The sequence below is a fragment of the Aquabacterium sp. T101 genome (genome assembly GCF_057219775.1).
Genome location: NZ_JBXVVZ010000005.1, coordinates 198,379 through 223,154, shown reverse-complemented (window position 1 = coordinate 223,154; position 24,776 = coordinate 198,379). Strand labels below are relative to the sequence as shown.

General features: G+C 65.3%; 25 protein-coding genes. 19 read left to right on the top strand and 6 right to left on the bottom strand.

Annotation, left to right across the window (positions count from 1 at the left end; genetic code table 11):
- The 19 genes from AC2EAQ_RS14595 to AC2EAQ_RS14505 all read left to right on the top strand — a co-directional run.
- On the top strand, positions 1–415 hold a 415-nt coding region (locus tag AC2EAQ_RS14595; protein ID WP_484645064.1), incomplete at its 5' end, for a MarR family EPS-associated transcriptional regulator.
- A gap of 7 nt (positions 416–422) precedes the next feature.
- Entirely contained in the window at positions 423–1,517 is a 1,095-nt protein-coding gene (locus AC2EAQ_RS14590; protein ID WP_484645063.1) for a Gfo/Idh/MocA family protein, read from the top strand.
- Positions 1,518–1,520: 3 nt separating this feature from the next.
- Entirely contained in the window at positions 1,521–2,009 is a 489-nt protein-coding gene (locus tag AC2EAQ_RS14585) for an acyltransferase (RefSeq protein WP_484645062.1), read from the top strand.
- Positions 2,010–2,023: 14 nt separating this feature from the next.
- Positions 2,024–3,127, top strand: coding sequence for a DegT/DnrJ/EryC1/StrS family aminotransferase (locus AC2EAQ_RS14580; protein WP_484645061.1), 1,104 nt, complete (start codon positions 2,024–2,026; stop codon positions 3,125–3,127).
- On the top strand, positions 3,124–3,825 hold the full coding sequence (locus AC2EAQ_RS14575) for an acylneuraminate cytidylyltransferase family protein (protein ID WP_484645060.1): 702 nt from the start codon (positions 3,124–3,126) through the stop codon (positions 3,823–3,825). The genes AC2EAQ_RS14580 and AC2EAQ_RS14575 overlap by 4 nt, the downstream gene beginning before the upstream one ends.
- The gene (locus AC2EAQ_RS14570) at positions 3,818–4,861 is read left to right on the top strand and encodes an N-acetylneuraminate synthase family protein (protein ID WP_484645059.1); all 1,044 of its coding nucleotides are present in this window, start codon (positions 3,818–3,820) and stop codon (positions 4,859–4,861) included. The genes AC2EAQ_RS14575 and AC2EAQ_RS14570 overlap by 8 nt, the downstream gene beginning before the upstream one ends.
- On the top strand, positions 4,858–6,030 hold the full coding sequence (neuC, locus tag AC2EAQ_RS14565) for a UDP-N-acetylglucosamine 2-epimerase (RefSeq protein ID WP_484645058.1): 1,173 nt from the start codon (positions 4,858–4,860) through the stop codon (positions 6,028–6,030). Before AC2EAQ_RS14570 ends, neuC begins: the two co-directional genes overlap by 4 nt.
- Positions 6,027–6,998, top strand: a complete 972-nt coding sequence (locus tag AC2EAQ_RS14560; protein WP_484645057.1) for a class I SAM-dependent methyltransferase — start codon at positions 6,027–6,029, stop codon at positions 6,996–6,998. Before neuC ends, AC2EAQ_RS14560 begins: the two co-directional genes overlap by 4 nt.
- A 1-nt stretch (position 6,999) precedes the next feature.
- A complete protein-coding gene (locus AC2EAQ_RS14555) occupies positions 7,000–8,223 on the top strand; it encodes an N-acetyl sugar amidotransferase (RefSeq protein WP_484645056.1) in 1,224 nt (407 codons plus the stop codon).
- Entirely contained in the window at positions 8,223–8,990 is a 768-nt protein-coding gene (gene hisF / locus AC2EAQ_RS14550) for an imidazole glycerol phosphate synthase subunit HisF (protein ID WP_484645074.1), read from the top strand. The genes AC2EAQ_RS14555 and hisF overlap by 1 nt, the downstream gene beginning before the upstream one ends.
- Positions 8,987–9,631 carry an imidazole glycerol phosphate synthase subunit HisH gene (gene hisH / locus AC2EAQ_RS14545; protein ID WP_484645055.1) on the top strand — a complete coding sequence of 215 codons (645 nt, stop codon included), beginning with the start codon at positions 8,987–8,989 and terminating at the stop codon, positions 9,629–9,631. Before hisF ends, hisH (AC2EAQ_RS14545) begins: the two co-directional genes overlap by 4 nt.
- Before the next feature lie 25 nt (positions 9,632–9,656).
- Positions 9,657–10,916 (top strand): oligosaccharide flippase family protein, encoded by a 1,260-nt coding sequence (locus tag AC2EAQ_RS14540; RefSeq protein WP_484645054.1) that lies wholly within the window; start codon positions 9,657–9,659, stop codon positions 10,914–10,916.
- Between the two features lie 23 nt (positions 10,917–10,939).
- Positions 10,940–12,382 carry a hypothetical protein gene (locus AC2EAQ_RS14535; protein ID WP_484645053.1) on the top strand — a complete coding sequence of 481 codons (1,443 nt, stop codon included), beginning with the start codon at positions 10,940–10,942 and terminating at the stop codon, positions 12,380–12,382.
- Positions 12,379–12,996: an imidazole glycerol phosphate synthase subunit HisH gene (hisH, locus tag AC2EAQ_RS14530; RefSeq protein ID WP_484645052.1), complete on the top strand. Its 618-nt coding sequence runs from the start codon at positions 12,379–12,381 to the stop codon at positions 12,994–12,996. Before AC2EAQ_RS14535 ends, hisH (AC2EAQ_RS14530) begins: the two co-directional genes overlap by 4 nt.
- A 6-nt stretch (positions 12,997–13,002) precedes the next feature.
- Positions 13,003–13,785 (top strand): AglZ/HisF2 family acetamidino modification protein, encoded by a 783-nt coding sequence (locus AC2EAQ_RS14525; RefSeq protein WP_484645051.1) that lies wholly within the window; start codon positions 13,003–13,005, stop codon positions 13,783–13,785.
- Positions 13,782–14,891, top strand: a complete 1,110-nt coding sequence (locus tag AC2EAQ_RS14520) for an N-acetyl sugar amidotransferase (RefSeq protein WP_484645050.1) — start codon at positions 13,782–13,784, stop codon at positions 14,889–14,891. The genes AC2EAQ_RS14525 and AC2EAQ_RS14520 overlap by 4 nt, the downstream gene beginning before the upstream one ends.
- Complete coding sequence (locus tag AC2EAQ_RS14515; protein WP_484645049.1) at positions 14,888–16,042, top strand: O-antigen ligase family protein; 1,155 nt, start codon at positions 14,888–14,890, stop codon at positions 16,040–16,042. The genes AC2EAQ_RS14520 and AC2EAQ_RS14515 overlap by 4 nt, the downstream gene beginning before the upstream one ends.
- Positions 16,006–17,190 carry a glycosyltransferase family 4 protein gene (locus AC2EAQ_RS14510; RefSeq protein ID WP_484645048.1) on the top strand — a complete coding sequence of 395 codons (1,185 nt, stop codon included), beginning with the start codon at positions 16,006–16,008 and terminating at the stop codon, positions 17,188–17,190. The genes AC2EAQ_RS14515 and AC2EAQ_RS14510 overlap by 37 nt, the downstream gene beginning before the upstream one ends.
- A gap of 197 nt (positions 17,191–17,387) precedes the next feature.
- Positions 17,388–18,680, top strand: a complete 1,293-nt coding sequence (locus AC2EAQ_RS14505) for a Kelch repeat-containing protein (protein ID WP_484645047.1) — start codon at positions 17,388–17,390, stop codon at positions 18,678–18,680.
- A 24-nt stretch (positions 18,681–18,704) separates the two neighbouring features.
- On the opposite strand, the gene rfbC is transcribed toward AC2EAQ_RS14505, so the two are convergent.
- The 6 genes from rfbC to AC2EAQ_RS14475 form a co-directional block, all read right to left on the bottom strand.
- The gene (gene rfbC, locus AC2EAQ_RS14500) at positions 18,705–19,256 is read right to left on the bottom strand and encodes a dTDP-4-dehydrorhamnose 3,5-epimerase (protein WP_484645046.1); all 552 of its coding nucleotides are present in this window, start codon (positions 19,254–19,256) and stop codon (positions 18,705–18,707) included.
- Positions 19,253–20,140, bottom strand: coding sequence for a glucose-1-phosphate thymidylyltransferase RfbA (gene rfbA / locus AC2EAQ_RS14495; protein ID WP_484645045.1), 888 nt, complete (start codon positions 20,138–20,140; stop codon positions 19,253–19,255). The genes rfbC and rfbA overlap by 4 nt, the downstream gene beginning before the upstream one ends.
- Positions 20,137–21,033: a dTDP-4-dehydrorhamnose reductase gene (gene rfbD, locus AC2EAQ_RS14490; protein WP_484645044.1), complete on the bottom strand. Its 897-nt coding sequence runs from the start codon at positions 21,031–21,033 to the stop codon at positions 20,137–20,139. The genes rfbA and rfbD overlap by 4 nt, the downstream gene beginning before the upstream one ends.
- 19 nt (positions 21,034–21,052) lie before the next feature.
- Positions 21,053–22,114, bottom strand: coding sequence for a dTDP-glucose 4,6-dehydratase (gene rfbB, locus AC2EAQ_RS14485; RefSeq protein WP_484645043.1), 1,062 nt, complete (start codon positions 22,112–22,114; stop codon positions 21,053–21,055).
- Positions 22,115–22,211: 97 nt separating this feature from the next.
- Positions 22,212–24,158: a polysaccharide biosynthesis protein gene (locus AC2EAQ_RS14480; RefSeq protein WP_484645042.1), complete on the bottom strand. Its 1,947-nt coding sequence runs from the start codon at positions 24,156–24,158 to the stop codon at positions 22,212–22,214.
- Positions 24,155–24,775 carry a sugar transferase gene (locus AC2EAQ_RS14475; protein WP_484645041.1) on the bottom strand — a complete coding sequence of 207 codons (621 nt, stop codon included), beginning with the start codon at positions 24,773–24,775 and terminating at the stop codon, positions 24,155–24,157. Before AC2EAQ_RS14475 ends, AC2EAQ_RS14480 begins: the two co-directional genes overlap by 4 nt.
- Position 24,776 lies beyond the last annotated feature (1 nt).

The following is a 24,776-nucleotide window of genomic DNA, read 5'->3' as shown; positions in this document are numbered from 1 at the left end:
TTCGTGTGAGACTTCACTCTGGTGGCTCCTTCGGTTGCTTGTGAGGCAACCCGCATGCTCGCGCATGCGGGTCGAAGGAGCCGCCACCTCAGCTCATGCGTTCAACAGACTCCGGGACATCGCCCTGTCGAGGGCCCTGGGCCTTAGCTTGGGAAAAACGCACTATCTGGTTCGCGCCCTTCTTGAAAAAGGCGTCTTGAAGGTCAGCAATTTTCGCCGAAGCAACAACAAGATAGCCTACAGATACCTCCTGACCCCCGCAGGCATGCGCAAGCGTCTTGACCTGACCCGCGCCTTTCTTGCCCGCAAGGAGTCGGAGTTCCTAGCCCTGCAGCACACGATTCGCCAGCTGCGTTCCGAACTGCCAGTGGCGGACGACTCACACGTACTCCGACGAGCCGACAAGAAGAACTGAGGAAGACATGGCAGACATACCCATCGTGCGCCGCATGGGGCGCATGCGGATCGGCATCATTGGCTGCGGCCGCATTGCTGTGCGGCACGCCGACTTGCTGGGAAAGCTACAGATCGACGATGCCTGCTTGGCTGCCGTGTGCGACGAGCGCACAGACAGGGCTCAAGCGTTTGCTCAACGTCATGCCGTTCCCGCCTACGCCCGCCTCGAGGACATGCTGGAACAAGCCGATCTGGACGCGGTGGCTGTGCTCACGCCAAGCGGCATGCATGCGGCCCATGCCGTCGACGTACTCAATGCCGGCAAGCATGCGATTGTCGAAAAGCCAATGGCCCTGACGTTGGAAGACGCTGACCGCATGATCGATGCGGCCCGAAAGGCGCAACGCCATCTTCTTGTCGTCAAGCAGAACCGATTCAACGTGCCAGTCATCAAAGCGCGAGAGGCACTCGACGGGGGCCGGTTTGGCAAGCTGGTTCTCGGTACCGTGCGGGTGAGATGGTGTCGGGACCAGCGCTACTACGACCAGGACGCATGGCGCGGCACATGGGCGATGGACGGTGGTGTGATCGCCAACCAAGCCAGCCACCACGTTGACATGCTTCAATGGTTTATGGGGCCCGTTGAAAGCGTCCACGCACGCGGAGTGCGTGCACTGGTCGACATCGAGGCCGAAGACACCTCGATAGCAACACTGCAGTTCCAAAACGGCGCAGTGGGGATCGTGGAGGCCACTGGCGCCACACGTCCTAAAGACCTCGAGGGCTCTCTTTCCGTTTTGGGGTCCGGAGGAAGCGTCGAGATTGGGGGCTTTGCCGTGAACGAGGTGAGGCATTGGCGCTTTGTCGAGGCCCGACCCGACGACGCCGAAGTATTGACGCGCTATTCGGTCAACCCACCCAACGTTTACGGCTTCGGGCACCAGGCCTACTACGACCATGTAGTTCAAGTGCTGCGCGGCCGCTGCGATCCCCTGGTGGATGGCCATGAAGGCCGCAGCAGCCTGGAACTAGTCGCTGCCATCTACGAGTCCATGGCTAGTGGCTCCGAGGTGACACTGCCGCTGAAGACGGTACACAGCCGCCTGGGGCGCAGGAACTGAGAGATGGCCGAGCCCAAGCTGCTAAGTTCTGGTGTGCGCGACGTCGAATGCGGAGCAGGCGTGCGCATCGTCGAGCCGTCGAATGTCTACGAGTGCTCCCTCGGCGACGAAGTGTTTGTAGGCCCTTTCGTCGAGATCCAAAGGGGTGTGAGGATCGGCGCGCGCAGCAAAGTGCAGTCCCACGCCTTCATCTGCGAGTTGGTAACCATCGGCCAGGACTGCTTCGTCGGGCATGGTGTGATGTTCGTCAACGACCTGTTCGCCGTTGGCGGACCTGCCCGTGGGCGGCGCGAACTGTGGAAATCCACCGCGATTGGCAATCGGGTTTCGATCGGCTCCAACGCGACGGTGTTGGCGGTACGCGTTTGTGATGACGTGGTCATCGGCGCCGGCGCCGTGGTTACTCGCGACATCGAGCGCCCTGGAATCTATGCCGGCAATCCGGCCCGCCTTCTCCGCAAGCTCGAACCGTCCTCCCCGCCACAAGTCTGAAAGGCTTTCCAGAGATGACCGTCGTGCCCTTTGCCGACCTGCATGCGCAGTACCTAACAATCAAGCCGCAGATCGACGCGGCCATTGCAGAGGTGATTCGCACGTCCGCATTCATCCGGGGGCCTCATGTGGACCGTTTCGAGGTGGCCTTCGCCGAGGCGGTCGGCGCATCCCATTGCGTGTCGTGCGCCAACGGCACCGACTCGCTCTACATCGCGATGCACGCCTTCGGCGTCAAGCCCGGCGACGAGGTCATCGCACCGGCCCACTCGTGGATCTCGACTACCGAGACGATCACCCAGGCCGGGGCCAAGGTGGTGTTCTGCGACACCGATCCAGACACCTTTACGATCGATCCATCCAAGATCGAATCTCTTGTAACTGACCGCACCGTGGGCATCATCCCAGTGCACCTGTACGGGCAACCGTGCGACATGGACGCGATCATGGAAATCGCCAGACGCCGTGGCTTGTGGGTGCTTGAGGACTGCGCACAAGCTCATCTGGCGCGGTTAGGGGGGCGTCTTGTCGGCTCCTTCGGCGCAGCGGCTTCCTACTCGTTCTATCCGGGTAAGAACCTGGGCGCCATGGGTGATGCAGGCGCGCTCACCACCGACGATCCAGCCTTGGCCGAAAGCATGGCCATGTTCGCCCGCCACGGTGGGCTGAAGAAGGGTGACCACCGCATCGAGGGCATCAACAGCCGCCTCGATGGCCTGCAGGCGGCCGTGCTTTCGGCAAAGCTGCCGCAGTTGGAGGGCTGGACGCGGCGGCGTCAGCAAATCGCCTCGCAGTACAACAGGCGCCTGTCCGAGATCGCCGGCGTGACAATCCCCAAGGTCGCTCATGGGCGTGAGCACGTCTACCATCTTTATGTGATCCGCCATGAACGGCGTGACGCACTAGCCGCTCATCTGGCCCAGCGCGGCATTCAAACGGTCATCAACTACCCGGTGGCCTTGCCGTTCCTGCCAGCGTACCAACGCCTCCGTCACTCCGCTTCAGACTTTCCGAACGCCCACCACAACCAGTCACGCATCCTATCGCTGCCCATCTTTCCGGAGATGCGCGAAGAGCAGATCGACGCGGTGGTCGATGCAGTCAGGTCCTTCGCGTGAACACTCGCCCGATCCTGGCCCTCGTTCCCGCGCGCGGCGGGTCCAAGAGCATCGCGCGCAAGAACATAGTCCACCTGCGGGGTCGGCCCTTGATCGAGTACACGTTGCGTGCAGCACAGGAGTCTGTCGGGATCGAAGCCACCTGGGTGTCATCCGACAATGACGAGATCCTCCAGGTCGCGCAGCAGTTCGGCGCGCGGTCGCTGCGCAGGCCACCCGAGCTTGCCACCGACGAGGCCTCAGCGATAGGCGTGGTCGAGCACTTTCTGTCGATGCTGTCACCTGGCATGGTTGCCCAGGATCCACTGCTGCTATACCTCCAGCCAACCTCACCTTTGCGCACCGCGGCGCACATACGGCAAGCTCTGGAGGGCATGGGAACTGCCGGTGCCGATTCCGTGGTCAGCGTAACGGCGCTCTCGAAGTCGCCCTACAAGTCCTTCCGACTCGACGATCGGGGGCGTCTGTTGTCCCTGTTCGACGAGCGCCAGTCGAATATGCGTCGGCAAGATCTGCCGCCCTGCTATGTCCCCAACGGTGCAATCTATGGGTTCAGGGTTTCGGAGTTCCGGCAACGCGCAGGTTTCCCTTCCAACGGAGCGTGGCCCTTCGTGATGGACGAGTCCTCGAGCGTTGACATCGACTCACCAGATGACCTGCAACGGGCAGCTCAACTCATCGGAGGCACCTATGCCTGAACTGCAAATCGGAAAGCGCGCGATCGGTGACTCTCATCCTCCGGTCGTCATCGCGGAGATCGGCATCAACCACGAGGGCAGCCTCGAAACAGCGATTGCGATGGCCGACGCTGCGATTGACGCCGGTGCGGAGATTGTCAAGCACCAAACGCACGTAGTCGAGGACGAGATGTCCGACGAGGCAAAGTCCGTTATCCCAGGCAATGCCGATGTCTCGATCTACGAGATCATGGCGCGTTGCGCACTCGGCGAAGCCGACGAGCGCGCCTTGATGCAACACATCGAGTCACGCGGCGCCATCTTCCTGTCGACGCCGTTTTCGCGTGCCGCAGCTGACAGGCTGGCCCGGATGGAGGTGCAGGCCTACAAGATTGGGTCTGGAGAGTGCAACAACTACCCGCTCATCAAGCACGTGGCGCGCGCGGGCAAGCCGGTGATCGTCAGTACGGGCATGAACACGATCGAGTCAGTTCGGCCATCGGTCGAGATCCTGCGTCGCGCAGGTGTGCCATTCGCTTTGCTGCACTGCACGAATGTCTATCCGACACCGCCGGAACTGGTGCGTCTGGGCGGCCTTCAGCATTTGCGCGAAGCGTTTCCGGACGCTGTGATCGGCTTGTCCGACCATACGGTCAGCAATCACACTTGCCTGGGCGCAGTGGCATTGGGTGCCTCAATCCTCGAACGCCACTTCACCGACCGCATGGATCGACCTGGCCCCGATATTGTCTGCTCGATGGATCCGGCCGCATTGACCGATCTGATCACGGGATCGAAGATGATCTTCGCGGCTCGGGGAGGTGAGAAGGGGCCGGTTGATGCCGAAGCACCGACTATCGCGTTCGCATTTGCCTCGGTTGTCGCCGTGCGCGACATCCACCCCGGCGACCTGCTCACCGAGGAGAACCTGTGGGTGCGGCGACCGGGCGGCGGAGACTTCTCAGCACTTGACTACGAAGCACTGCTTGGCCGTCGCGTTGTCGCACCGGTGACCCGCGGAACCCGCCTCACCAAGGCTCACCTGGCAGCATCATGACAAGCACGATCGCGCGCCGACGTGTGGTGTTCCTGACGGGCACGCGCGCGGACTTCGGCAAGCTCAAGCCGCTGATGCAAAGGCTGCAGGACGATCCGCAATTCGATGTGCATGTCTTCGTCACCGGCATGCACATGCTGGCCAAGTACGGCTACACCTGCGAGGAAGTCGAGCGTGCCGGTTTCCGCAACATTTACAGGTACATCAACCAGAATGCGCAGGACGGCATGGACCATGTGCTGGCCAAGACTATCGGCGGCCTGGCAGATTACGTGCGCGAGATCGCTCCCGATCTAATCGTCGTCCATGGCGACCGTGTCGAAACTCTGGCTGGCGCCACGGTAGGAGCGCTCAACAATGTGCTGACGGCGCACGTCGAAGGCGGTGAGGTCTCAGGCACGATCGATGAACTGATTCGCCACGCGGTAAGCAAGCTCTCTCACCTGCACTTCGTCGCCAACCAGGAAGCTCAACAACGACTGCTTCAACTCGGCGAGGCCGCATCTAGCATCCATGTGGTGGGCTCTCCCGACATTGATGTGATGAATTCCGCCCGACTGCCAACGCTGGAGGAAGTCCAGCGGCACTACGGGTTCGACTTCCATAGTTATGGCGTGCTGGCGTTCCATCCGGTGACCAGCGAAATCGACGATCTCGAACGACAGGTCAACGTGCTGCTTGACCAACTCATCGCGAGTGGGCGTCGCTTTGTCGTCGTGTACCCCAACAATGACTCGGGCACCGACATCATTCTGCGTGCCTACCGGCGCCTGGCAACACGCCCCGAGTTCAAGGTGTACCCCTCGATGCGCTTCGAGTACTTCCTGTCGCTGCTTCGACACGCCGACTTCATGGTGGGTAACTCGAGTGCCGGAGTGCGCGAGGCGCCGCACTTCGGGGTGCCCGCTCTCAACATCGGTTCGCGCCAGCACCGGCGCGTACGTGTCGACACGGTCCTGGACGTTCCCGTCGACGCGGACCGGATTGCCGAAGCACTGGAGCGTGTTTCGACCATGCCTCGAAGGCCTTCGACCCTGTTCGGGGACGGCGGCAGCGCGGAGCGCTTCCATGCAGTGCTATGCGAGGCCGACTTCTGGCGCACCAACACTCAGAAGCATTTCGTCGACCGCCCTCTCAAGGCACCCTTCTCTACATCACAAAGCGCATGAATCTCGACCACATACTTGCTCAAGAGGCTCGCGCGTTCGACCATCAGATCGACGAGCGAATCGCCAACGGTCACATCCCGGACTTGCGCCTGTGCAAACCCTGCGACTGGTTCTACAACAATCCGTGGCGCCGTCCGGCCTATGTCCAGCTCGACTTCGGCGAACAGTTTGAGTTGATACGCGACGCCATTGCGGGCCAGACACCGCACGGCGGCGCAGCGAAGGTACTGGAGGTCGGCTGCGGCCCGGGCTATCTCTCTCTGGAGCTGGCGCGCGCCGGCTTCGACGTTACTGGCATCGACGTCTCCGAACGTTGCATCGCGGTAGCGCGAACCTTTGCCGAGAAGGACCCCTTCACCAGTCAGCGAGGGTCGTTGCGGTACCTCGCCGGGGACTTTTTTCTGGATCCAACTCTCCTAATCGGCAGCTTTGATGCCGTGGTCTTTCTCGGCGCGCTGCATCATTTCCCCGATCAAGCCATGACTTTGGACCGAGTAGTGCAACTTCTCAAGCCCGGCGGAATCGTGGTGGTTCATGAGCCGGTGCGCGACCGAGTCACACAAGGCAACGCGACCTTCGCGCACCTTCTCCGAGTGATGCTGTCATCGACGGGTGGCTTCTACCGCCAGTACGAGATCCCTAAGGACTCGGCGACCCGCGACCAAGAGATCCAGTCGCTTTACTCGGCGATGCGTTACGAGACCGAGGAAGGCGAGAAAGCGCAGTCCGTCAACGACAACGAAGCCGGCTACGCCGAAATGCGTCCCGCGTTGGACGCGCGCTTCACGGAAGTCGACTTCCGCTGGCGCTATGCGTTCTTCCACGAGTTCATCGGCGGCCTACGCTTTGACGAGGCTCGCAACGAGGCGATGGCGCGTTATCTGCGCGACATGGATGCCGAGCTGTGTCGACTGGGCGTGTTGTCGCCCACAGAGTTCCTATTTGTAGGTCGGAAGGCTGGAGGCTGAAATGTCCAAGACGTACTACGGTCTTCCCGAGCGCGTGATGTTCTGCCGTCACTGCGTCATCTCCAATCAGCGCCCGAGTTCGACCGTCGAGTTCAAGCATACGAGTGACGAGAAGAAGGCCACGATCGGCTTCGACGACGAGGGTGTATGCGACGCCTGTCGCTACCAAGAGGTCAAGGCTGGCCAGATCGACTGGCAGAAGCGCAACGACGCATTGGCAGAGCTGCTGGCCCGCCATCGCCGCAGCGACGGCGGTTACGACGTGGTCGTCCCTGGGAGCGGCGGCAAAGACAGTGCTTTCACGTCGCACATCCTCAAGTACAAGTACGGCATGAATCCGCTCACTGTCACGTGGGCGCCTCACAAGTACACCGATATCGGCTGGAAGAACTTTGAGAACTGGATTCATGTGGGCGGCATGGACAACGTCCTGTTCACCCCCAACGGCCGCCTTCATCGCTACCTGACCCGGCAGGCGTTTCTCAACCTGCTGCACCCGTTCCAGCCCTTCATCGTCGGCCAGCGAATCATCGGACCGCTGTTCGCCGCCAAGTTCGGTATTCCGCTTGTCATGTACGGGGAGAACCAGGCCGAGTACGGCAACGACCCGAACGAGAACTACAAGCCAACGATGGACCGCAAGTTCTTCTCTATCGGTGATCCGGCTGACATGGTGCTTGGGGGCAAGCCCGTGCGCGACATCCTGGCCGAAACGGAGTTCACCCTCAACGACTTCACGCCCTACGTGCCCCCGAGCGCAGACTTCCTTGAGTCTCGCGGCGTCGAGGTGCACTACCTTGGCTTTTATCTGAAGTGGGACCCTCAGGAGTGCTACTACTACGCTGCGGAGCACACCGGATTTCAGGCCAATAGCGAGCGGACTGAAGGGACGTACTCAAAGTACAGCAGCATCGACGACCGCATCGACATGTTCCACTACTACACAACGCTGGCAAAGTTTGGCATCGGTCGCGCGACCTACGATGCGGCGCAAGAGATTCGCAACGGCAAGATCACCCGCGAGGAAGGCGTGCAACTGGTCAAGCGCTATGACCAGGAGTTCCCGCGCAAGTATTTCGCCGACTTCCTCGAGTACATCGGCATCGATGAGGCAACGTTTCACGCCACAGTGGACCGATTCCGGTCGCCCCACCTTTGGGAGCAGGTGGACGGCCAGTGGCGTCTGCGCCACGCAGTCTGGCATAACGAGTGGGCAGGCTCGTGATTCAGCACCCGGTTCGTCTGATTGCCCGCCTCGACGTAAAGGGGCCGAACCTGATCAAGGGTGTGCACCTCGAGGGCCTTCGGGTGATGGGCGATCCCCAGTTGCACGCGACCCGCTACTACGAGCAAGGCGCTGATGAACTCATCTACATCGACGTCGTCGCGAGCCTGTATGGCCGCAGCAAGCTTACAGAAATCGTTTGCCGTGCCGCGCACGACGTGTTCGTGCCACTGACGGTCGGGGGCGGCATCCGCAGCATCGACGATGTGAACGATCTGCTGCGCGCCGGCGCCGACAAGGTAGCCATCAACACGGCTGCCGTGCGCCGCCCTGAGTTGATTTCCGAAGTCGCTCGTCGGTTCGGCTCGCAGTGCATGGTGCTGTCGATCGAGGCCAAGCGCAAGGGTCCGGGACAGTGGGAGGTCTATACCGATTCTGGTCGCGAGACCTCGGGTCTGGACGCTGTCGAATGGGCACGCCGCGGCGTCGGCCTGGGTGCCGGCGAGGTTCTGGTGACGTCGATCGACCAAGAAGGCACTCGCAAGGGCTTCGACGTGGCGCTGACCCGTGCGATAGCCGATGCCGTCGACGTTCCCGTGATCGCAAGCGGTGGATACGGCGGTGACCGCGAACACCTGCGTGCTGTGGTGCACGACGGGCATGCCGATGCGGTGGCTTTTGCCGACGCGCTGCACTACGGCCGGTGCACGTTGGCCGACCTACGCGCGCAGGCAAGGTCGAGTGACATCCGGGTGCGTGAGCCATGAGTACCAACGTCACCGTAGTCGACTACGGCATTGGCAACCTCTATAGCGTGCGTCGTGCTCTCGAGAGCTGTGGCGCCAAGGTAGATCTGGCCACGGACGCTGCCGCTTTGCGGCATGCATCAAGGGTCGTGCTTCCCGGTGTCGGCGCCTTCGCGGACGGCATGATCGGGCTGCGCGCCCGTGGGCTCGATGCCGCCGTAGTCGAGTTCGCGCGTAGCGGTCGGCCCTTGCTGGGCATCTGCCTCGGGATGCAGATGCTTGCCTCCGTTAGCGAGGAGTTCGGCGAGCATGCTGGTCTGGCACTGGTGCCTGGTCGTGTCGTACCGATTCCGGCAGTGTCTACGGATGGTCGCTCGCTCAAGCGTCCACACATTGCCTGGGCCGAACTTCGCGCTCCGGCGGGTATCGACTGGACCGGCAGCGTGTTGGCGGACACGGCCCAGGCCACCTCCGCCTACCTGGTGCACTCGTATGTCGTGGTGCCCGACGACCCCGCCGCCCGACTTGCGGAGTGCGACTACGGTGGTCACCACCTTTGCGCCGCACTGAAAGTCGGCAATGTGCAGGGCTGCCAGTTCCATCCCGAGAAGAGCGGCCCAGCGGGCTTGCGCATGTTGGCGCGCTTCGTTAGGGCGGGATGAGCACTCGTGAACCCGCTGCGGCAATATGTCGCTGAAGCGCGCGTCTGCAATCTATCTCACGGCAGCCGCGCTGAACGCGGGAGTGCCATTCCTGACACTGCCCTTTCTTGCGCGGTGGCTTGGCCCCGAGGAGTTGGGGCGTGCCGGGGGCTACCTCGCAATGATCAACTTGGCTGCGGTGATTGCTGGACTTGGCGTGCATGGCATCGTCAGCGTCGTGCACTTCAAGCGCGGCGCCGACAGGGTACCGCCCTATGTGACTGGCTCACTTCGAGTGCTACTCATCACTTTGGTGCCTCTTGTGGTCGTACTGGCCATTTCGGGCAGCCTGCTCGAACCGCTCACGGCCGTGCCTGGCTCATGGCTATGGACTGTGGGCATCGCCGCCGGCCTTCAGTTCATTCTGGCGCTGGGTTTGGCTGTGTTGCAGGCGCGCGAACAGGCATTCGCCTATGGCACCGTGCAGGTCAGCGTCTCCCTCGGCTGGGGCTTGCTGTCGCTCGCGCTGATTGGGGTTGCCGGCATGGGATGGCAGGGCCGCGCCCTGGCGCAGCTGGCTGCGGTGTGCTGCGGAGCGCTGATCGTGCTTTGGCTGCTACGCCGCCAGGGCTTGCTGCGAGCCACCGGTACTCCGGCTCCCCTACGCGAACTTCTTGCCTTTGGTCTGCCTTTGGTACCCCATGCGCTAGCGGCTGCGAGCATGGCCAGTGCCGACCGACTGGTGCTCAACGCTACAGTGGGCGCCGATGTCGCGGGCCTCTACTTCGCGGCCTTCCAGTTGGCAGCTGTACTGACGGTAGGCTCAGCAGCCATCAACCAAGCGTGGGTACCTTGGCTATACCGGGCATTGTCTTCGGGCGATGCCTCACGCCTGCGTCAGGTGGTTCGCACTACCTACCTGCTGTATGCCGGTCTTCTCGCCACTGCGGCGCTGATTGCCGTGTCTGCGCCGCTGTTGGTTCCGTGGATAGCTGGTACGCAGTACCTAGCGGCGGCTCCCTTGCTCGTGTGGCTGGCGCCTGCCGCCGCCCTGTCGGGCATGTACTACTTCGTCACCAACTACCTCTTCTACGCCGGACGCACCGGCCTGCTGTCGTGCGTCACGGTGGCCTGCTCGGCTCTGCAACTCGGACTGATGGCATGGACCGCGCCGCACTGGGGCGCGCAGGGCGTCGCTGCTTCGGTGCTCGTCAGTTCCCTGTGCTATTGGCTGGGCACATGGGCTACGGCCCATCGCGTTGTCCCCATGCCCTGGCTGGCCGCGTTGCGAAGGGAGCCGGTATGACTTCGGCTCGATCTGCCCTGGGCATGCGGGAGAAGATCCAGGCGCTTGAGCGCTCCCTGGACTTGCAGGACCCCCGCTGGGTCAGCGCTGGCGTGCACTGGTGGCCGCTCTACCGCCTTGAGCTGTACCGGAAGCTAATCGTCGCGCTTTCACCAACGCCAGTATCCGTACCTCGGCGCAATCTCGGTCCGGTAGCGCGTCGAGCGCGCATGCCATCGACTGCACCGGCGGCGGGCAGTGTTTGGCTGGTATCCGACGGAATCTCCTGGTGTCGCATCAACGAACTCGACGTAGAGCGATTCTGCACACCGTTGGCCGCCCTTTGCAAAGCCCTCGGTGTTCCCTCGCAAGTGATTGATCGCGGCAGCCCCGAGCCGCGCCGCAGCCAGCACTCGACCCAATGGTGGGCACCACGCCTGCAGCGCGCCAAGGCATACGGCACTTTGGCGGCAATGCTGCGACCGGACCGGCGCCACGACGCGTTGACGGACCAGATCGCAGCGGCGGCCCGGCAATGCGGCGTGGAACTGCCTTCCTTGGCGGCACGCGACCTCGATGCGCGGGCTCGCGCCATTGAATGTTTGGCCCGGCCGATCGAGCGCACGCTTCGTCGACAGTCCGTGCGTGCCGTGTTCGTGGTTGGCTACTACGATGTCGGCGGCTATGCCTTCACGCTGGCTGCGAATCGCGCCGCCATCCCCTGCGTCGACGTTCAGCATGGCGTGCAGGGTCGATTTAATCTCGCCTACAGCCAGTGGCCCGACATGGGGACTGGGCCTTCCCTGTTGCCGACCGCATTTTGGTGCTGGACCGAACGGGACGCTGCTCAGCTCAATGACTGGGGCCAGCGAGCAACTCCGCGACGGTTTGCGGCATGCGGCGGCCACCCTTTTCTCGATGCTTGGGCCAACGGCCGATTCGAGCTCACCAACGACGCGCAGCGTGCCTTTGCCAGCCTGCTGGAAGCCAGCCGCGGCCGCCGCCGCGTGCTGGTGACGTTGCAGAACCATCTGGGGACCGGCGACGCGCTCTTGCCGCTACGGCAGGCATGGCGCATCTGCCCTGATGTGGCCTGGTGGCTCCGCTTGCATCCGATGGCCATGCACGACCGCGAGCCGCTTCGCCGCCTTGCCATCGAGCACGGACTGGCTTGCTTCGACATCGACGCTGCGACGTCGCTTCCGTTGCCCGTGCTCTTGCGACACAGCGATGTCCATGCCACGCACAGCTCAAGCACCGTGATCGAGGCTGAGGCGTTGGGCGTACCGTCCATCGTCTGGTCCGAGTACGGTGCCGAGTTGAACTCGGAGAGCATCGCTGCCGGCCTCGCCACCCTTGCCACCGACGGGGACACATTCCGGCGTGTTCTCGACTCGGCGTACGGCCAATCGGCACGTGCCGCAGCGAAAGTGCCGGTTTCCCTGGCCGAAGGCACACTGCTTTCCTTGATGAAGGGCAACCCATGATTGCCGTCGTTGACTATAAGACCGCTAACCTCGGGTCGATCGTCAACATGCTGAAGCGCATCGGTGTGCCTGCACGCGTAGCCGAGTCCCCACAAGAGCTGGCCGGAGCCAGCCACATACTGTTGCCCGGTATCGGCCACTTCGACGCCTGCGCCCGCAACCTGCGAGCTGCCGGCTTCGCCACAGCCTTAGAAGACTCAGTGCTGCGCGATGGCACGCCACTGCTCGGGATCTGCGTTGGAGCCCAACTCCTAACTCTTGGCAGCGAAGAGGGTGACCAACCTGGTCTCGGATGGATCGACGCCACGACGCGCCGCTTCCCTGCCCTCGACCGTGACGGCTACAAGGTACCCCACATGGGCTGGAACCTGGCACGGCCGACCCGCGAAAGCGCGCTCTTCCGAGGATTCGAAGTACCACCGCGGTTCTACTTCGTCCACTCATTCCAGATGCAGTGCGAGCAGCCCCAGGCTATTCTGGCAACAACGGTGCATGGCATCGAGTTCGCGTCTGCCATCGTGCGCGACCATGTGGTTGGCGTCCAGTTTCATCCCGAGAAGAGCCACCGATTCGGCATGCAGTTGCTGCGCAACTTCGCTGCTACGACGGCCTGACACGCCATGCTCCGCGCCCGACTTATCCCGACCCTCCTCCTCAGGGGCCGTGGTCTGTACAAGACTGTGAAGTTCAAGAACGAGACCTATGTCGGTGACCCGATCAATGCGGTTCGCATCTTCAACGACAAGGCCGTCGACGAGCTGATCCTTCTGGACATCGAAGCTCACCGTCGGGGAGGTGGCCCCAACTTCGATCTGATTGCAGACATCGCCAGCGAGGCCTTCGTGCCACTGTGCTACGGCGGCGGGGTGACGCGCCTGGACGAGTTCGAGAAGCTCTTCAAGCTGGGCATCGAGAAGGTGGCCGTCAACTCGGCGGCCACCGGCACGATGGACCTCGTGTCGCAGGCCGCCAGGGTGTTCGGCAGCCAGAGCGTGGTGGTCGGCATCGACGTGCGCCGCAGCCTGTTCGGGCGCGCGGAGCGCTACGTGCGCTCGGCGAGCGTGTCCACCAAGGAGGCCCCTACGGCGGCCGCGGTGCTCGCCGAGCAGGCTGGCGCCGGCGAACTGCTCGTGTACAGCGTCGACCGCGACGGCACCGGCCAGGGCTACGATATCCCCCTCGTGCGCGAGGTCAGCAGCGCGGTGCGCATCCCGGTCATCGCCTGCGGCGGCGCGGGCTCGCTGCGGGACATGGTCGCTGCAATCCGCGACGGTCATGCCGCCTCGGCCGCCGCAGGCAGCGTGTTCGTGTTCCAGGGCAGGCACAGGGCTGTGCTGATCACCTACCCCGACGAGCGGGCCATCGCCGACGAGTTCTCCCGCGCAGACCAGAAGACCGAATGAACCATTCACCGACCACCTGCACCCGCTGCGTCATGGACACGAGCGCGCCGGACATCGAGTTCGACGCCGAGGGGGTATGCAACTACTGCAAGACCCATGTCGAGAAGGTGGCGCTGACGCCGGCCTCGCGCCCCGACGCCCCCCAGAAGCTGGCCGAAGTGGTCGACATGCTCAAGAGGTCGCGTCGAGGCGACTACGACAGCATCATCGGCCTGAGCGGGGGCGTCGACAGTTCCTACGTGGCCTACCAGGCCGTCAAGCTGGGCCTCAGGCCGCTGGCGGTCCACTTCGACAACGGCTGGAACTCGGAACTGGCCGTGAAGAACATCGAGCAGATCGTGACGCGGCTGGGCCTGGACCTGCAGACCTTTGTCATCGACTGGGAAGAGTTCCGCGACATCCAGCGGTCGTTCTTCAGTGCGCACGTGATCGACATCGAGATGGTGACCGATCACGCGATCTTCGCGGCGCTGTACCGGCTGGCGCGCCAGCACCGCATCGGTCATATCCTGTCCGGCACGAACGCCGCCACCGAGTCGATCATGCCGGCGGCGTGGCAGCATTTTAAGTTCGACCTGCGCAACCTAAAGGCCATCCATCGCCGCTTCGGCACGCTGCCGATCCGGCGCTTTCCGACCCTGAGCATCTGGGGCATGGCGTGGAACCACTACGTGCAGGGGGCGCGTTCGGTCAGCCTGCTGAACTACATGCCCTACCGCAAGAGCGACGCGATCAGCACGCTCCAGTCGGAGCTCGGCTGGCAGTACTACGGCGGCAAGCACTACGAGTCGGTGTTCACGAAGTTCTACCAGGCGCACATCCTTCCGGTGAAGTTCGGCGTCGACAAGCGGCGAATTCACTTCTCCGACCTCATCATGAACGGGGAGATCACGCGCGATGAGGCACTGACCGAACTTGCCAAGCCCCTGTACGAGCCGGCCGCACTGGCGCAGGACTTTGAGTACATATGCAAGAAGCTAGGCTACAGCATGGAGGAAATGCGGAGCTATCTGGCTGCCCCGCCGGTCAGTCATGACGCCTATCCTTCTTATGCGAGGATTGCGCAGCCGCTGGCCGCGCTGCACAAGCGCCGCCGCTACCAATGACCCCCCCGGCCCATGAGGCCCCAACTGGCAACGCGTTCGATCTCGCAGTCGGCTTGTTGATGTACGGATCGACGCTGTACTTCGCGTCGAACGCGCTGTTGTTGCCCGCCCTGGCATTGTTGGCGCTTAGGGCCCGGGTGTCCTGGAGGGACGCGCCCTTACTGCTGGTGTGGCTCTTCTCTTTCGCAGCGTTGGCCAATCTGGTGCTGCATCTAGACCGTTTCAACCTCGAGTACCATGCTTCCGCACTGGCCGTCCTGCTGATCGCGGTGTCGGCTACGCTGGCGCCGTCGATCTCTCCGCGATCGCTCAAAGTATTCGTCGTGCTGACCTGCGCGGAGGTGCTGGTGGGCGCTTTCGAGTACGCAACTGGCACTGTGGCGCTTACCGCCGACCAGGCAGCGCGGGCCGGTCAGGATCTGTCGCTCGACTCTGACCTGCTCTACGACTTGCGCGTGTTCGGCCTGTCCGCTAACTCAAGCCTGTTGGCCGAGAAGGTGTTCCTGTCGATTGCCATCGTCATGGCGGTACCGGGACTATTCCAGTCTAGAAGCTGGCCGCTAGGCCTGCTCGCCGCCGGACTGTTCCTGTCGTTTAACCGCACCGCGATTCTGTGCACAGTGCTCATCTCGTTGCTCTACGTGCTCTCTGGGCGCGTTCGCGCCAGTAGGTTACTGGTGCTGGCACTGGTGATCGGAGCCGGCGCACTGGTGGCGGTGCAGTACTGGGAGGATCTGATCCTGCAGGCAACACGGGGTTCGGTGGATGAACTCAGTTACTCCGAGCTATCGCGCCTGTACTTCTGGGAGCGTTCACTGGAGATGGTTCAGGCGAATCCGCTGTCTGGCAACGGCTCGCTGACCTTCCGCATTGAAGACCCCGTAAGTGGCCTCCCGCAACACGCCCACAACTCTTTCGCCATGCTTCTAGCCACGCATGGCCTGTTTGTGCCTGCTTTCCTTCTGGCTTACATCGCCCTCAAGACAGGCGCCCACAACTGGCGCCCGCTACTCGGTTTCGCTGCCTTTTCCATGACCCAGTACTTCGTGTTCTGGAACCTGTCCGTACCGGACCTGATCTTGTTCTGGTTCCTCGGGCGACAGGGTGTCAATGCATGCAGAGCCCCAGCGATGCGCCCAGAAGCAGCCTGACGACCATGCGCGTGAATGCCTTCTTCCAACATATGCCTCCCTATGGTGGAGCGGGAGCGCTTCGCGGCCAGGCCCTTACCTCGGGAATGGCCTCGATGCGATCGCGCGATGGCTGGACGTCGCTACACGTGTTCACCACAACGCCGCAGCCCGACTCCGTGCTTGGCGCCGAGGTGATACCGCTTCAGGTAGGCGAGGTGGAGAATTCCCGCTCGCTGCCTGCGCGAGTATTGGGTGAGCTTCGCATGGGTCGAGTGGCTGCCAAGGCCATGCTGGAGGATCGCCCGTGCGACTTGGCGGTGATTTCCACGCCCGGCTATTTGGCAGCTCTGGTCATCGCAGCGCGTGCCCGACGATTGGGCATTCCCTACGTGCTTGACGTGCGAGACATCTATCCGCAGGTTTACGCGGAAGCTGGCCTGCTGAAGCGAGGCTCCCTACCCTACCGCTACTTTGCACAGCGTTCGCGCCATCTGTACGAGGGCGCGAAGGTCGTCATTGCAGCCACCCAGGGGCTGAAGCGCGAAGTCATCCGTGACGGGCCCACAGCACGAGTCGAGTGCGTCTATAACGGTTTTCCCGAAGCGCTGCGCCAACGCACGGCGACCAAGCACGAACGCTTCACCGCCTGCTTCCACGGCACGCTCGGTTTCTTCCAGGACGTCGACACGCTGGTGGAAGTGGCGCGGCGGGTACAGCCGCACGGCATCGACCTGGTGGTTGTCGGCTACGGCCGCAAGGAGGAGCCTTTGCGCAGGGCCGGGCTGGGCAACCTGCGCTTCCTTGGCAGGCTCGGCTTCTCGGAGACGATCGCCGAGGTCGAGCGTTGTCACGTGGGCCTTTGCCTGCGGATGGACGACGACGTGTCCAAGGACGCCTTCCCAGTCAAGGTGTGGGAGTACCTGGGCCTTGGCATGCCCAGCCTGGTGACACCGCCCTGCGAGGCCGGCGACTTCCTGACCCGGCACGGCTGCGGCCTGGAGTTCGCGGCAGGCGCCGTCGACGACATCGTGCAGGCCTTGCTGCACTGGCGCGACCGCCCTGACGAGCGTGCCGCGATCGAACGCCGCTGCCGCGAGGTGGCCGAGGCGTTCACACGCGAGCGGCTGGGCCTGGCCGCAGCACAGATCATCGCCACGCAGCGCTGAACCCCACTTTGGCGGCCCGCGCGGCGCTTGGTGCGAGATCCACCATGAACGGAACGACAGGCCAGAGATCAGGCCCAAATCGCTGAACTGTCACGCGATTCGCCCTCTTTTGCGGGCGTCGGCTCGGAGCCGCCATTTCCAGAATCGTCTGGATGGGGAGTCGCTCACAAGCCGCTGCCGGCCGATGGCCGGGCCACATGTTCCTGGTGGCAGGTCTGTCGCTGCTGCTGCAGGCCTGCGGCGGCGGCAACGCCGAATCCGTCAACGATCTCGCTCAGGCCCAGGCCAACACGTCGCGCGAGGTGCTGGCGGCACGGGTCGAGGGCTGCACGGAAAGCGACGTACAGGACAGCGGTCTTGTGGCCTATGTCCGCATTCCCACCCGTTGCGCGCCCGCCGTGGAGGGCACCGCTCTGCGCCTGTCCGTCGGCCGCGGTTCCGCCACCGGCGGCCCGCCGGCGCCCGGTGCGGTCAGCCTCGTGCGGCAGCCTGGGGCCGTGGACACCACGGTGACGACCATCGAAGGTTTCGGCCCTCGTCAGGTGCAGCTCGTCGTACGCGGGCAGTGGCGGCGCATCGAGCATCTGGGTACCTGGGCGCCTCGAGACGGCGCCGGCCTGCTACAGCTTGGTGGCGCCCTGTACCTTTTGGGTGGGTGGCTGCACGGGCCGGTGACGAACGAAGTCTGGCGCACGGTGGACCTGGTGCAGTGGGAGTTCCTCGGCTACGCGCCCTGGCCCGCGCGACACGCCGCCGCCTGGCTCGTTCACGAGGGGCGACTGTGGGTCATCGGCGGTGACCTCTACGACGACGTGTGGTCGTCACCCGACGGCGTCCGGTGGACCCAGGAGGCCTCGGGTGCGCCCTTCGGCCGGCGATACACGCCCAATGCCGCCTCGGTCGGCGGTCGCATCGTCGTGTACGCCGGCCAGGACTGGCTGCCGGTGGACTGGTGCTACGAACGGCCCGATTGCAGCGCCCGCGGCCTGCGCAGCGTCTGGTCGAGTCGCGACGGCCGACAGTGGACGCAGGTCTCGGAGCAGACCCCTTGGGAGGGCCGGGGCCTGGTGCACGGCAACGCAGTGCATGACGGTCGGATCTGGATGATCGGTGGCGGCCTCAAGGTCGCCCCGCCGAACGAGCGCTATGCCGAAACGTCGGCCGAGCTCACCGACGTGTGGTCAAGCGTGGACGGCGCCAGCTGGCAGCTCGAGGCCGTCGACGGCGGTTTCGGCGGCCGCACGCACTTCTCGGTGCTGGCCACCGGCGACGGGTGCTACGTGTCGGACGGCTCGGTGGGCACGCAGCTGAACGTGACGAATGACCTCTTCCATGCGCCCGACTGCCGCCGCTACAGCCGCGTGGCCGTGCCGGCGGAACTGCCGGCCCGTCACGCCAGCTCGCTCGTGGAGTTCAATGGGTCCCTCGTCGTGCTAGGCGGCCCGCCCTACGGCGGCGCGGGCACGCAGGTCTGGCAGTACTTCCCCTGACCACGCCATGGCGCGCGAATCGGCTCAGTCGAACGCGCGCGCCTTTGCCAGCCAAGGCGCTGCCAGGTCCTTGGCCGACAGCTGCGGAGACTTGCCTTCCAGACCCCAGTCGATGCCCAAGCTCGGGTCGTCCCACCGCACGCAGGCCTCGGCTTGCGCCGCGTAGTACCCCGTCGTCTTGTAGAGGAAGTCCGCACTCTCGCTGCGCACCAGGAACCCATGCGCGAACCCCGGCGGGATCCAAAGCTGCCGATGGTTCTCCGCGCTCAGTTCCACGCCGACCCACTGGCCGAAGGTCGGGCTCGAGCGGCGCATGTCCACCGCCACGTCGAACACGCAACCTGCCACCACCCGCACCAGCTTGCCCTGCTCGTGCGGCGGCAACTGGTAATGCAGCCCGCGCAGCACGCCGCGCTGCGACCGCGAGTGGTTGTCCTGCACGAACTCCACGTGCCGGCCCACCGCCTCGTCGAACACGCGCTGGTTGAAGCTTTCCAGAAAGAAGCCGCGCTCGTCGCCGAAGACCCGAGGCTCCAGGATCAGGACGCCTTCCAGCGCGGTGGGCGTCACCTTCACCGGTACACCTTCTCGGTCAGGATCTTCAGCAGGTATTGGCCGTAGCCGTTCTTGGCCAGCGGCCGGGCCAGCGCCTCCAACTGCCCTGCGTCGATCCAGCCGCTGCGAAACGCCACCTCCTCGGGGCAGGCCACCTTCAGGCCCTGGCGCTTTTCCAGCGTGGCGATGAACTGGCCCGCTTCCATCAGACTGTCGTGCGTGCCGGTGTCCAGCCACGCATAGCCGCGACCCATGATCTCCACCGACAGCTGCTGCTGGCGCAGGTAGGTGGCGTTGACTTCGGTGATCTCCAGCTCGCCGCGGGCACTGGGCTTGATCGACGCGGCGATGTCGCACACCTGCTCGTCGTAGAAGTACAGGCCCGTGACCGCATAGTTGCTCTTCGGGACCTTGGGCTTCTCCTCGATCGACAGCGCACGCTGCTGGTCGTCGAAGGCGACCACGCCATAGCGCTCCGGGTCGTGCACGTGATAGGCGAACACGGTGGCGCCGTGATCGCGCGCAGTGGCCGCACCGAGCAGGCGCTGCAGGTCGTGGCCGTGGAAGATGTTGTCGCCCAGCACCAGCGCGCTCGGCGCACCGCCGACGAAGTCGCGGCCCAGGATGAAGGCCTGCGCCAGGCCGTCGGGACTGGGCTGCACGCAGTAGCTCAGGTTCATGCCCCAGCGGCTGCCGTCGCCCAGCAGTGCCTCGAAGCGCGGCGTGTCCTGCGGCGTGCTGATCACCAGAACGTCGCGGATGCCGGCCAGCATCAGCGTGGTCAGCGGGTAGTAGACCATCGGCTTGTCGTACACCGGCAGCAACTGCTTGCTGACCGCCAGCGTGGCCGGGTGCAGGCGCGTGCCGGAACCGCCCGCCAGGATGATGCCCTTGCGCGTCTTCATTGGCCGTAGACCTCTCTCAACATGCGGATGACGCCGGGCTCCCAGTGCGGCAGCTCCAGGCCGAAGGCGGCACGCAGCTTCGCCGTATCCAGCCGCGAGTTCAGCGGCCGCTTCGCAGGCGTGGGGAACGCGGAGGTGGGCACCGCCTCGATCGATTCGAGCGCCACCTTCACCGGCAACCCGTTGGCGCGCGCCCAGGCGATCACCAGGCTGGCATAGCGATGCCAGGTGGTCTCGCCGGCGGCCACAGCGTGGTACGTGCCGGCTAGCGAGGGCTCGGCACGGCAGGTGCGCAAGCAATGCGCGGTGACGTCGGCCAGCAGGTCCGCGCCGGTGGGCGCCCCGTACTGGTCGTCAATCACCTTGAGCTGGTCGCGCTCGGCGGCCAGCTTGAGCATCGTGCGCGCGAAGTTGCCGCCGCGAGCCGCATAGACCCAGCTCGTGCGCAGGATCAGGTGCCGGCAGCCGCTGGCGCGGATGTGGTTCTCGCCGTCGAGCTTGGTGCGGCCATACACCGACAACGGCGCCGTCGGCGCGTCCTCGCGGCGCGGCGCGCTGCCGCTGCCGTCGAACACGTAGTCGGTGCTGTAGTGCACGAGCCAGGCGCCCTGCTGTGCGGCTTCCGTCGCCAGCACGCGTGGCGCCTCGGCATTCAGCGCGGCGGCCAGCGACGGCTCCGACTCGGCCTTGTCCACCGCGGTGTGCGCCGCGGCATTGACGATGACATCGGGTCGCACGGCGCGCACCGTGGCGGCCAGCCCCTCGGGGCGCGAGAAGTCGGCATGCAGCTCGGTGCTGTCGAAGTCCAGCGCCACCAGCTCGCCCAGCGGCGCCAGCGAGCGCTGCAGCTCCCAGCCCACCTGGCCGCCCTTGCCGAAGAGCAGGAACTTCATCGCGTGCCTTGCGTGCCGTTCAACGACGGGCGTAGTTGGTGGCCACCCAGTCGCGGTAGCCACCGCTCTGCACCGAGGCCACCCAGTCGGCATGGTCCAGGTACCACTGCACCGTCTTGCGGATGCCGGTCTCGAAGGTCTCCGCGGGGCGCCAGCCGAGTTCGCGCTCGATCTTGCGCGCGTCGATCGCATAGCGGCGGTCGTGGCCCGGGCGGTCCTTCACGTGCGTGATCAGGCGCTGGTAGCTGCCTTCCGGGCTGGGCCGCAGCTCGTCGAGCAGGGCGCAGATGGTGTGGACGATCTCGATGTTGGGCTTCTCGTTCCAGCCGCCCACGTTGTAGGTCTGCCCCACACGGCCCTTGGCCAGCACGGTGCGGATCGCACTGCAGTGGTCGCCCACGTAGAGCCAGTCGCGCACCTGCATGCCGTCGCCGTACACCGGCAGCGGCCGGCCCGCGAGCGCGTTGACGATCATCAGCGGGATCAGCTTCTCGGGGAAGTGATAGGGCCCGTAGTTGTTGCTGCAGTTGGTGGTGAGCACCGGCAGCCCGTAGGTGTGGTGCCAGGCGCGCACGAGATGGTCGCTGGCGGCCTTGCTCGCCGAGTATGGGCTGTTGGGCTCGTAGGGGTGCGTCTCGGTGAAGGCCGGCGCGTCCGGCGCCAGCGAGCCGTACACCTCGTCGGTGCTGACGTGCAGGAAGCGGAACGCCGCCTGGTCGTCAGGCCGCAGGCCGCTCCAATAGGCGCGCGTGGCCTCGAGCAGGCCAAAGGTGCCCAGCACGTTGGTGCGCATGAACTCGCCCGGGCCGTGGATGCTGCGGTCCACATGGCTCTCGGCGGCGAAGTTGACGATCGCGCGCGGCCGGTGCTCGGCCAGCAGTTTGTCCACCAGGGCCCGGTCGCCGATGTCGCCCTGCACGAACACATGCCGCGCATCGCCACGCAAGCCGTCCAGGTTGTGCAGGTTGCCGGCGTAGGTCAGCGCGTCGAGGTTGACGACGGTTTCCGAAGACCCGGCCAACCAATCGTTGACGAAGTTGCTGCCGATGAATCCGGCGCCGCCGGTGACGAGAAGGGTCATGTGCAGGGCATCACTGAGAGATCACCGTCCAGTATCGCCCGCGTTGCCGAGGCCGGTGGCGGCATTCCTTGGGATTCCGCGGGGTTCGTGGGCTGCATCACGCTCGTTCGAGGGGTGGCTCGGCCCAGTCCGACCCATCCGCCAGCCCCTCGCCAGGCGTGAACTCCGGCACGGCCTGGACGAGCAGGCGCCGCACCGCGGCCCCGCCCACGTCCTGCCCGGTCCCGGCCGAGCGCAGGGCCTGCACCAGTTGCCCGGCGCCGGCCAGGTCCGACTGCAGCCGGGCGACGCGCAGCCGATCGATGCGCGTGGGCAGCGTGTTGTCCGCATCCGCCAGCAGCTCCTCGTACAGCTTCTCGCCCGCCCGCAGCCCGGAGAACTCGATGCGGATCTCGTCTTCCGAGTGCCCGGCCAGCCGGATCATCTGGCGCGCCAGCTCGACGATCTTCACCGGCTCGCCCATGTCGAGCACCAGCACCTGGCCGCTGTCGCCGAGGGCCGCGGCCTGCAGCACCAGCCGTGCCGCCTCGGGGATGGTCATGAAGTAGCGGATGATGTCCGGGTGCGTCACGGTCACCGGCCCGCCGCGCGCGATCTGCTCCTTGAACTTCGGGATCACGCTGCCGCTGGATCCCAGCACGTTGCCGAAGCGCACGGCCATGAAGCGGGTGGCCGGGTGCGCCGCGGCCATCGTCGACACCACCATCTCCGCGGCGCGCTTGGTGGCGCCCATCACGTTGGTCGGGTTCACCGCCTTGTCGGTGCTGATCAGCACGAAGCGCTCGGCGCCGCAGTCGGCCGCCGCCTGTGCGGCATGCCACGTGCCCAGCACGTTGTTGCGCAGGCATTGCCAGGCGTTGTCGCCCTCCTCCATCAGCGGCACGTGCTTGTAGGCCGCGGCGTGGAACACCACCTGCGGCCGCCAGCGCTCGAACGCGGCGCGCACATGGGCCTCGTCCTTCACGTCGCCGATCAGCCGCACCAGCGGCAGTCCGGGAAAGCGATCGGCCAGGTCCTGCTCGATCGAGTACAGGTTGAACTCGCTCTGCTCGTAGAGCACCAGGCGCGCCGGGCCGTGCAGGGCCACCTGGCGGCACAGTTCGCTGCCGATGCTGCCGCCGGCGCCGGTGATCAGCACCGTGCGGCCCTGCAGCACCGCGTCGATGCCGGCCTCGTCCAGCACCACCGGTTCGCGGCCGAGCAGGTCCTCCGGCTCGATGTCGCGCACGCGGCTCACCGGCGCGCCCGAGCGCAGCTCCTCGGCGCTCGGCACGGTCAGCACCGGCAGCCCGGTGGACGCGGCCAGCTCGTACACCTGCCGCCGTGCCGCACCGCGCAGCGACGGCATCGCGACCACCACGTGCGTGGCGCCCGAGAGCACGCCCGGCCGGTCCTTCAGGGCCGACAACGGGCCCAGCACCGGCACGCCGGCGATGCGGGCCCCCTGGCGCGTACGGTCGTCGTCGAGCAGGCCGAGCACGATCCAGCCGTCGCGCTGGATGCCGGCCAGCAGCAGCCGCGCTGCCTCGCCCGCCCCCAGCACCACGGCGCGCCGCACCTCGGCGTCGCTGCCGGTGATGCGCCGCCGAGCGTGCTCGTACAGCATGCGGTAGCCGATGCGTGCCAGCACCAGCGCCATCAGGGTCGCCATCGGGTGCAGCGCCAGCACGGCGCGCGGCACCTTCACCAGGCCCAGGCCCATCACCACCGCGGCGCTGACCACGCCGGCGGCGAGGCAGGCCCAGGTCAGCCGGGTCACCTCGTCGAAGCCGGAGAAGCGCCACATGCTCTGCGGCACGCGCAGGGCCATCAGCGCCACCAGGTAGGCCGCCACCACGCCCAGCAGCACCCAGCCGTCGTAGCCCGGGCGGGCGCTCATCCAGCGCTCGAAGCCGAGCCGGAACAGGTAGGTGGCGTTCCACGCCAGCACCACCATCAGCGCGTCGACGGCCAGCGACAGCGGCTCTCGATGCGGACGCAGGCGCGCCAGCAGTGCGTCAAGCCGGTGCCAGACCGTCGCGCCGGCTGCGGGCTGGCTGCTCACGATCGCCCGCCCCGCCCGACCACTCGCCGCGCCAGCAGGCCCAGCGTGCGCAGGATCACGCCCACATCGGACGCCAGCGTGGCGCGCGCGGCATAGGCCGCGGCGGCGTCGAGCTTGCGCGGCAGGATCACGTCCACGTACTCGCGTTCGGGGTCGGCCGCGCGGGCGAGCAGCGCGCTCTCGTCGGCGTGGTCCAGCGACACCGGATCGGTGATGCCCGGCCGCAGCGCCAGCACCTTGTCGCGAAGGGCCGGCGGATAGTGCGCCACGTAGCGCGGCACCTCGGGCCGCGGCCCCACCAGGCTCATGTCGCCGCGCAGCACGTCGATCAGCTGCGGCAGTTCGTCGAGCTTGCTGCGCCGCAGGAAGCGCCCGACGCGGGTGATGCGGGCGTCGTCGCCCACGGTCAGGGCCGGCCCGCGCTCCGGCGCGTCGGCCACCATGGTGCGGAACTTGTGGATGCGGAACAGCCGTCCGCCCTGCCCCACGCGCTGCTGGCGGAAGAACACCGGACCGGGCGAGTCGAGCCGGATCGCCGCGGCCAGCAGCAGCATCAGCGGCGCGGCCAGCACCAGCGCGGCCAGCGCCAGCAGCAGGTCGAAGGTGCGCTTGGCCATC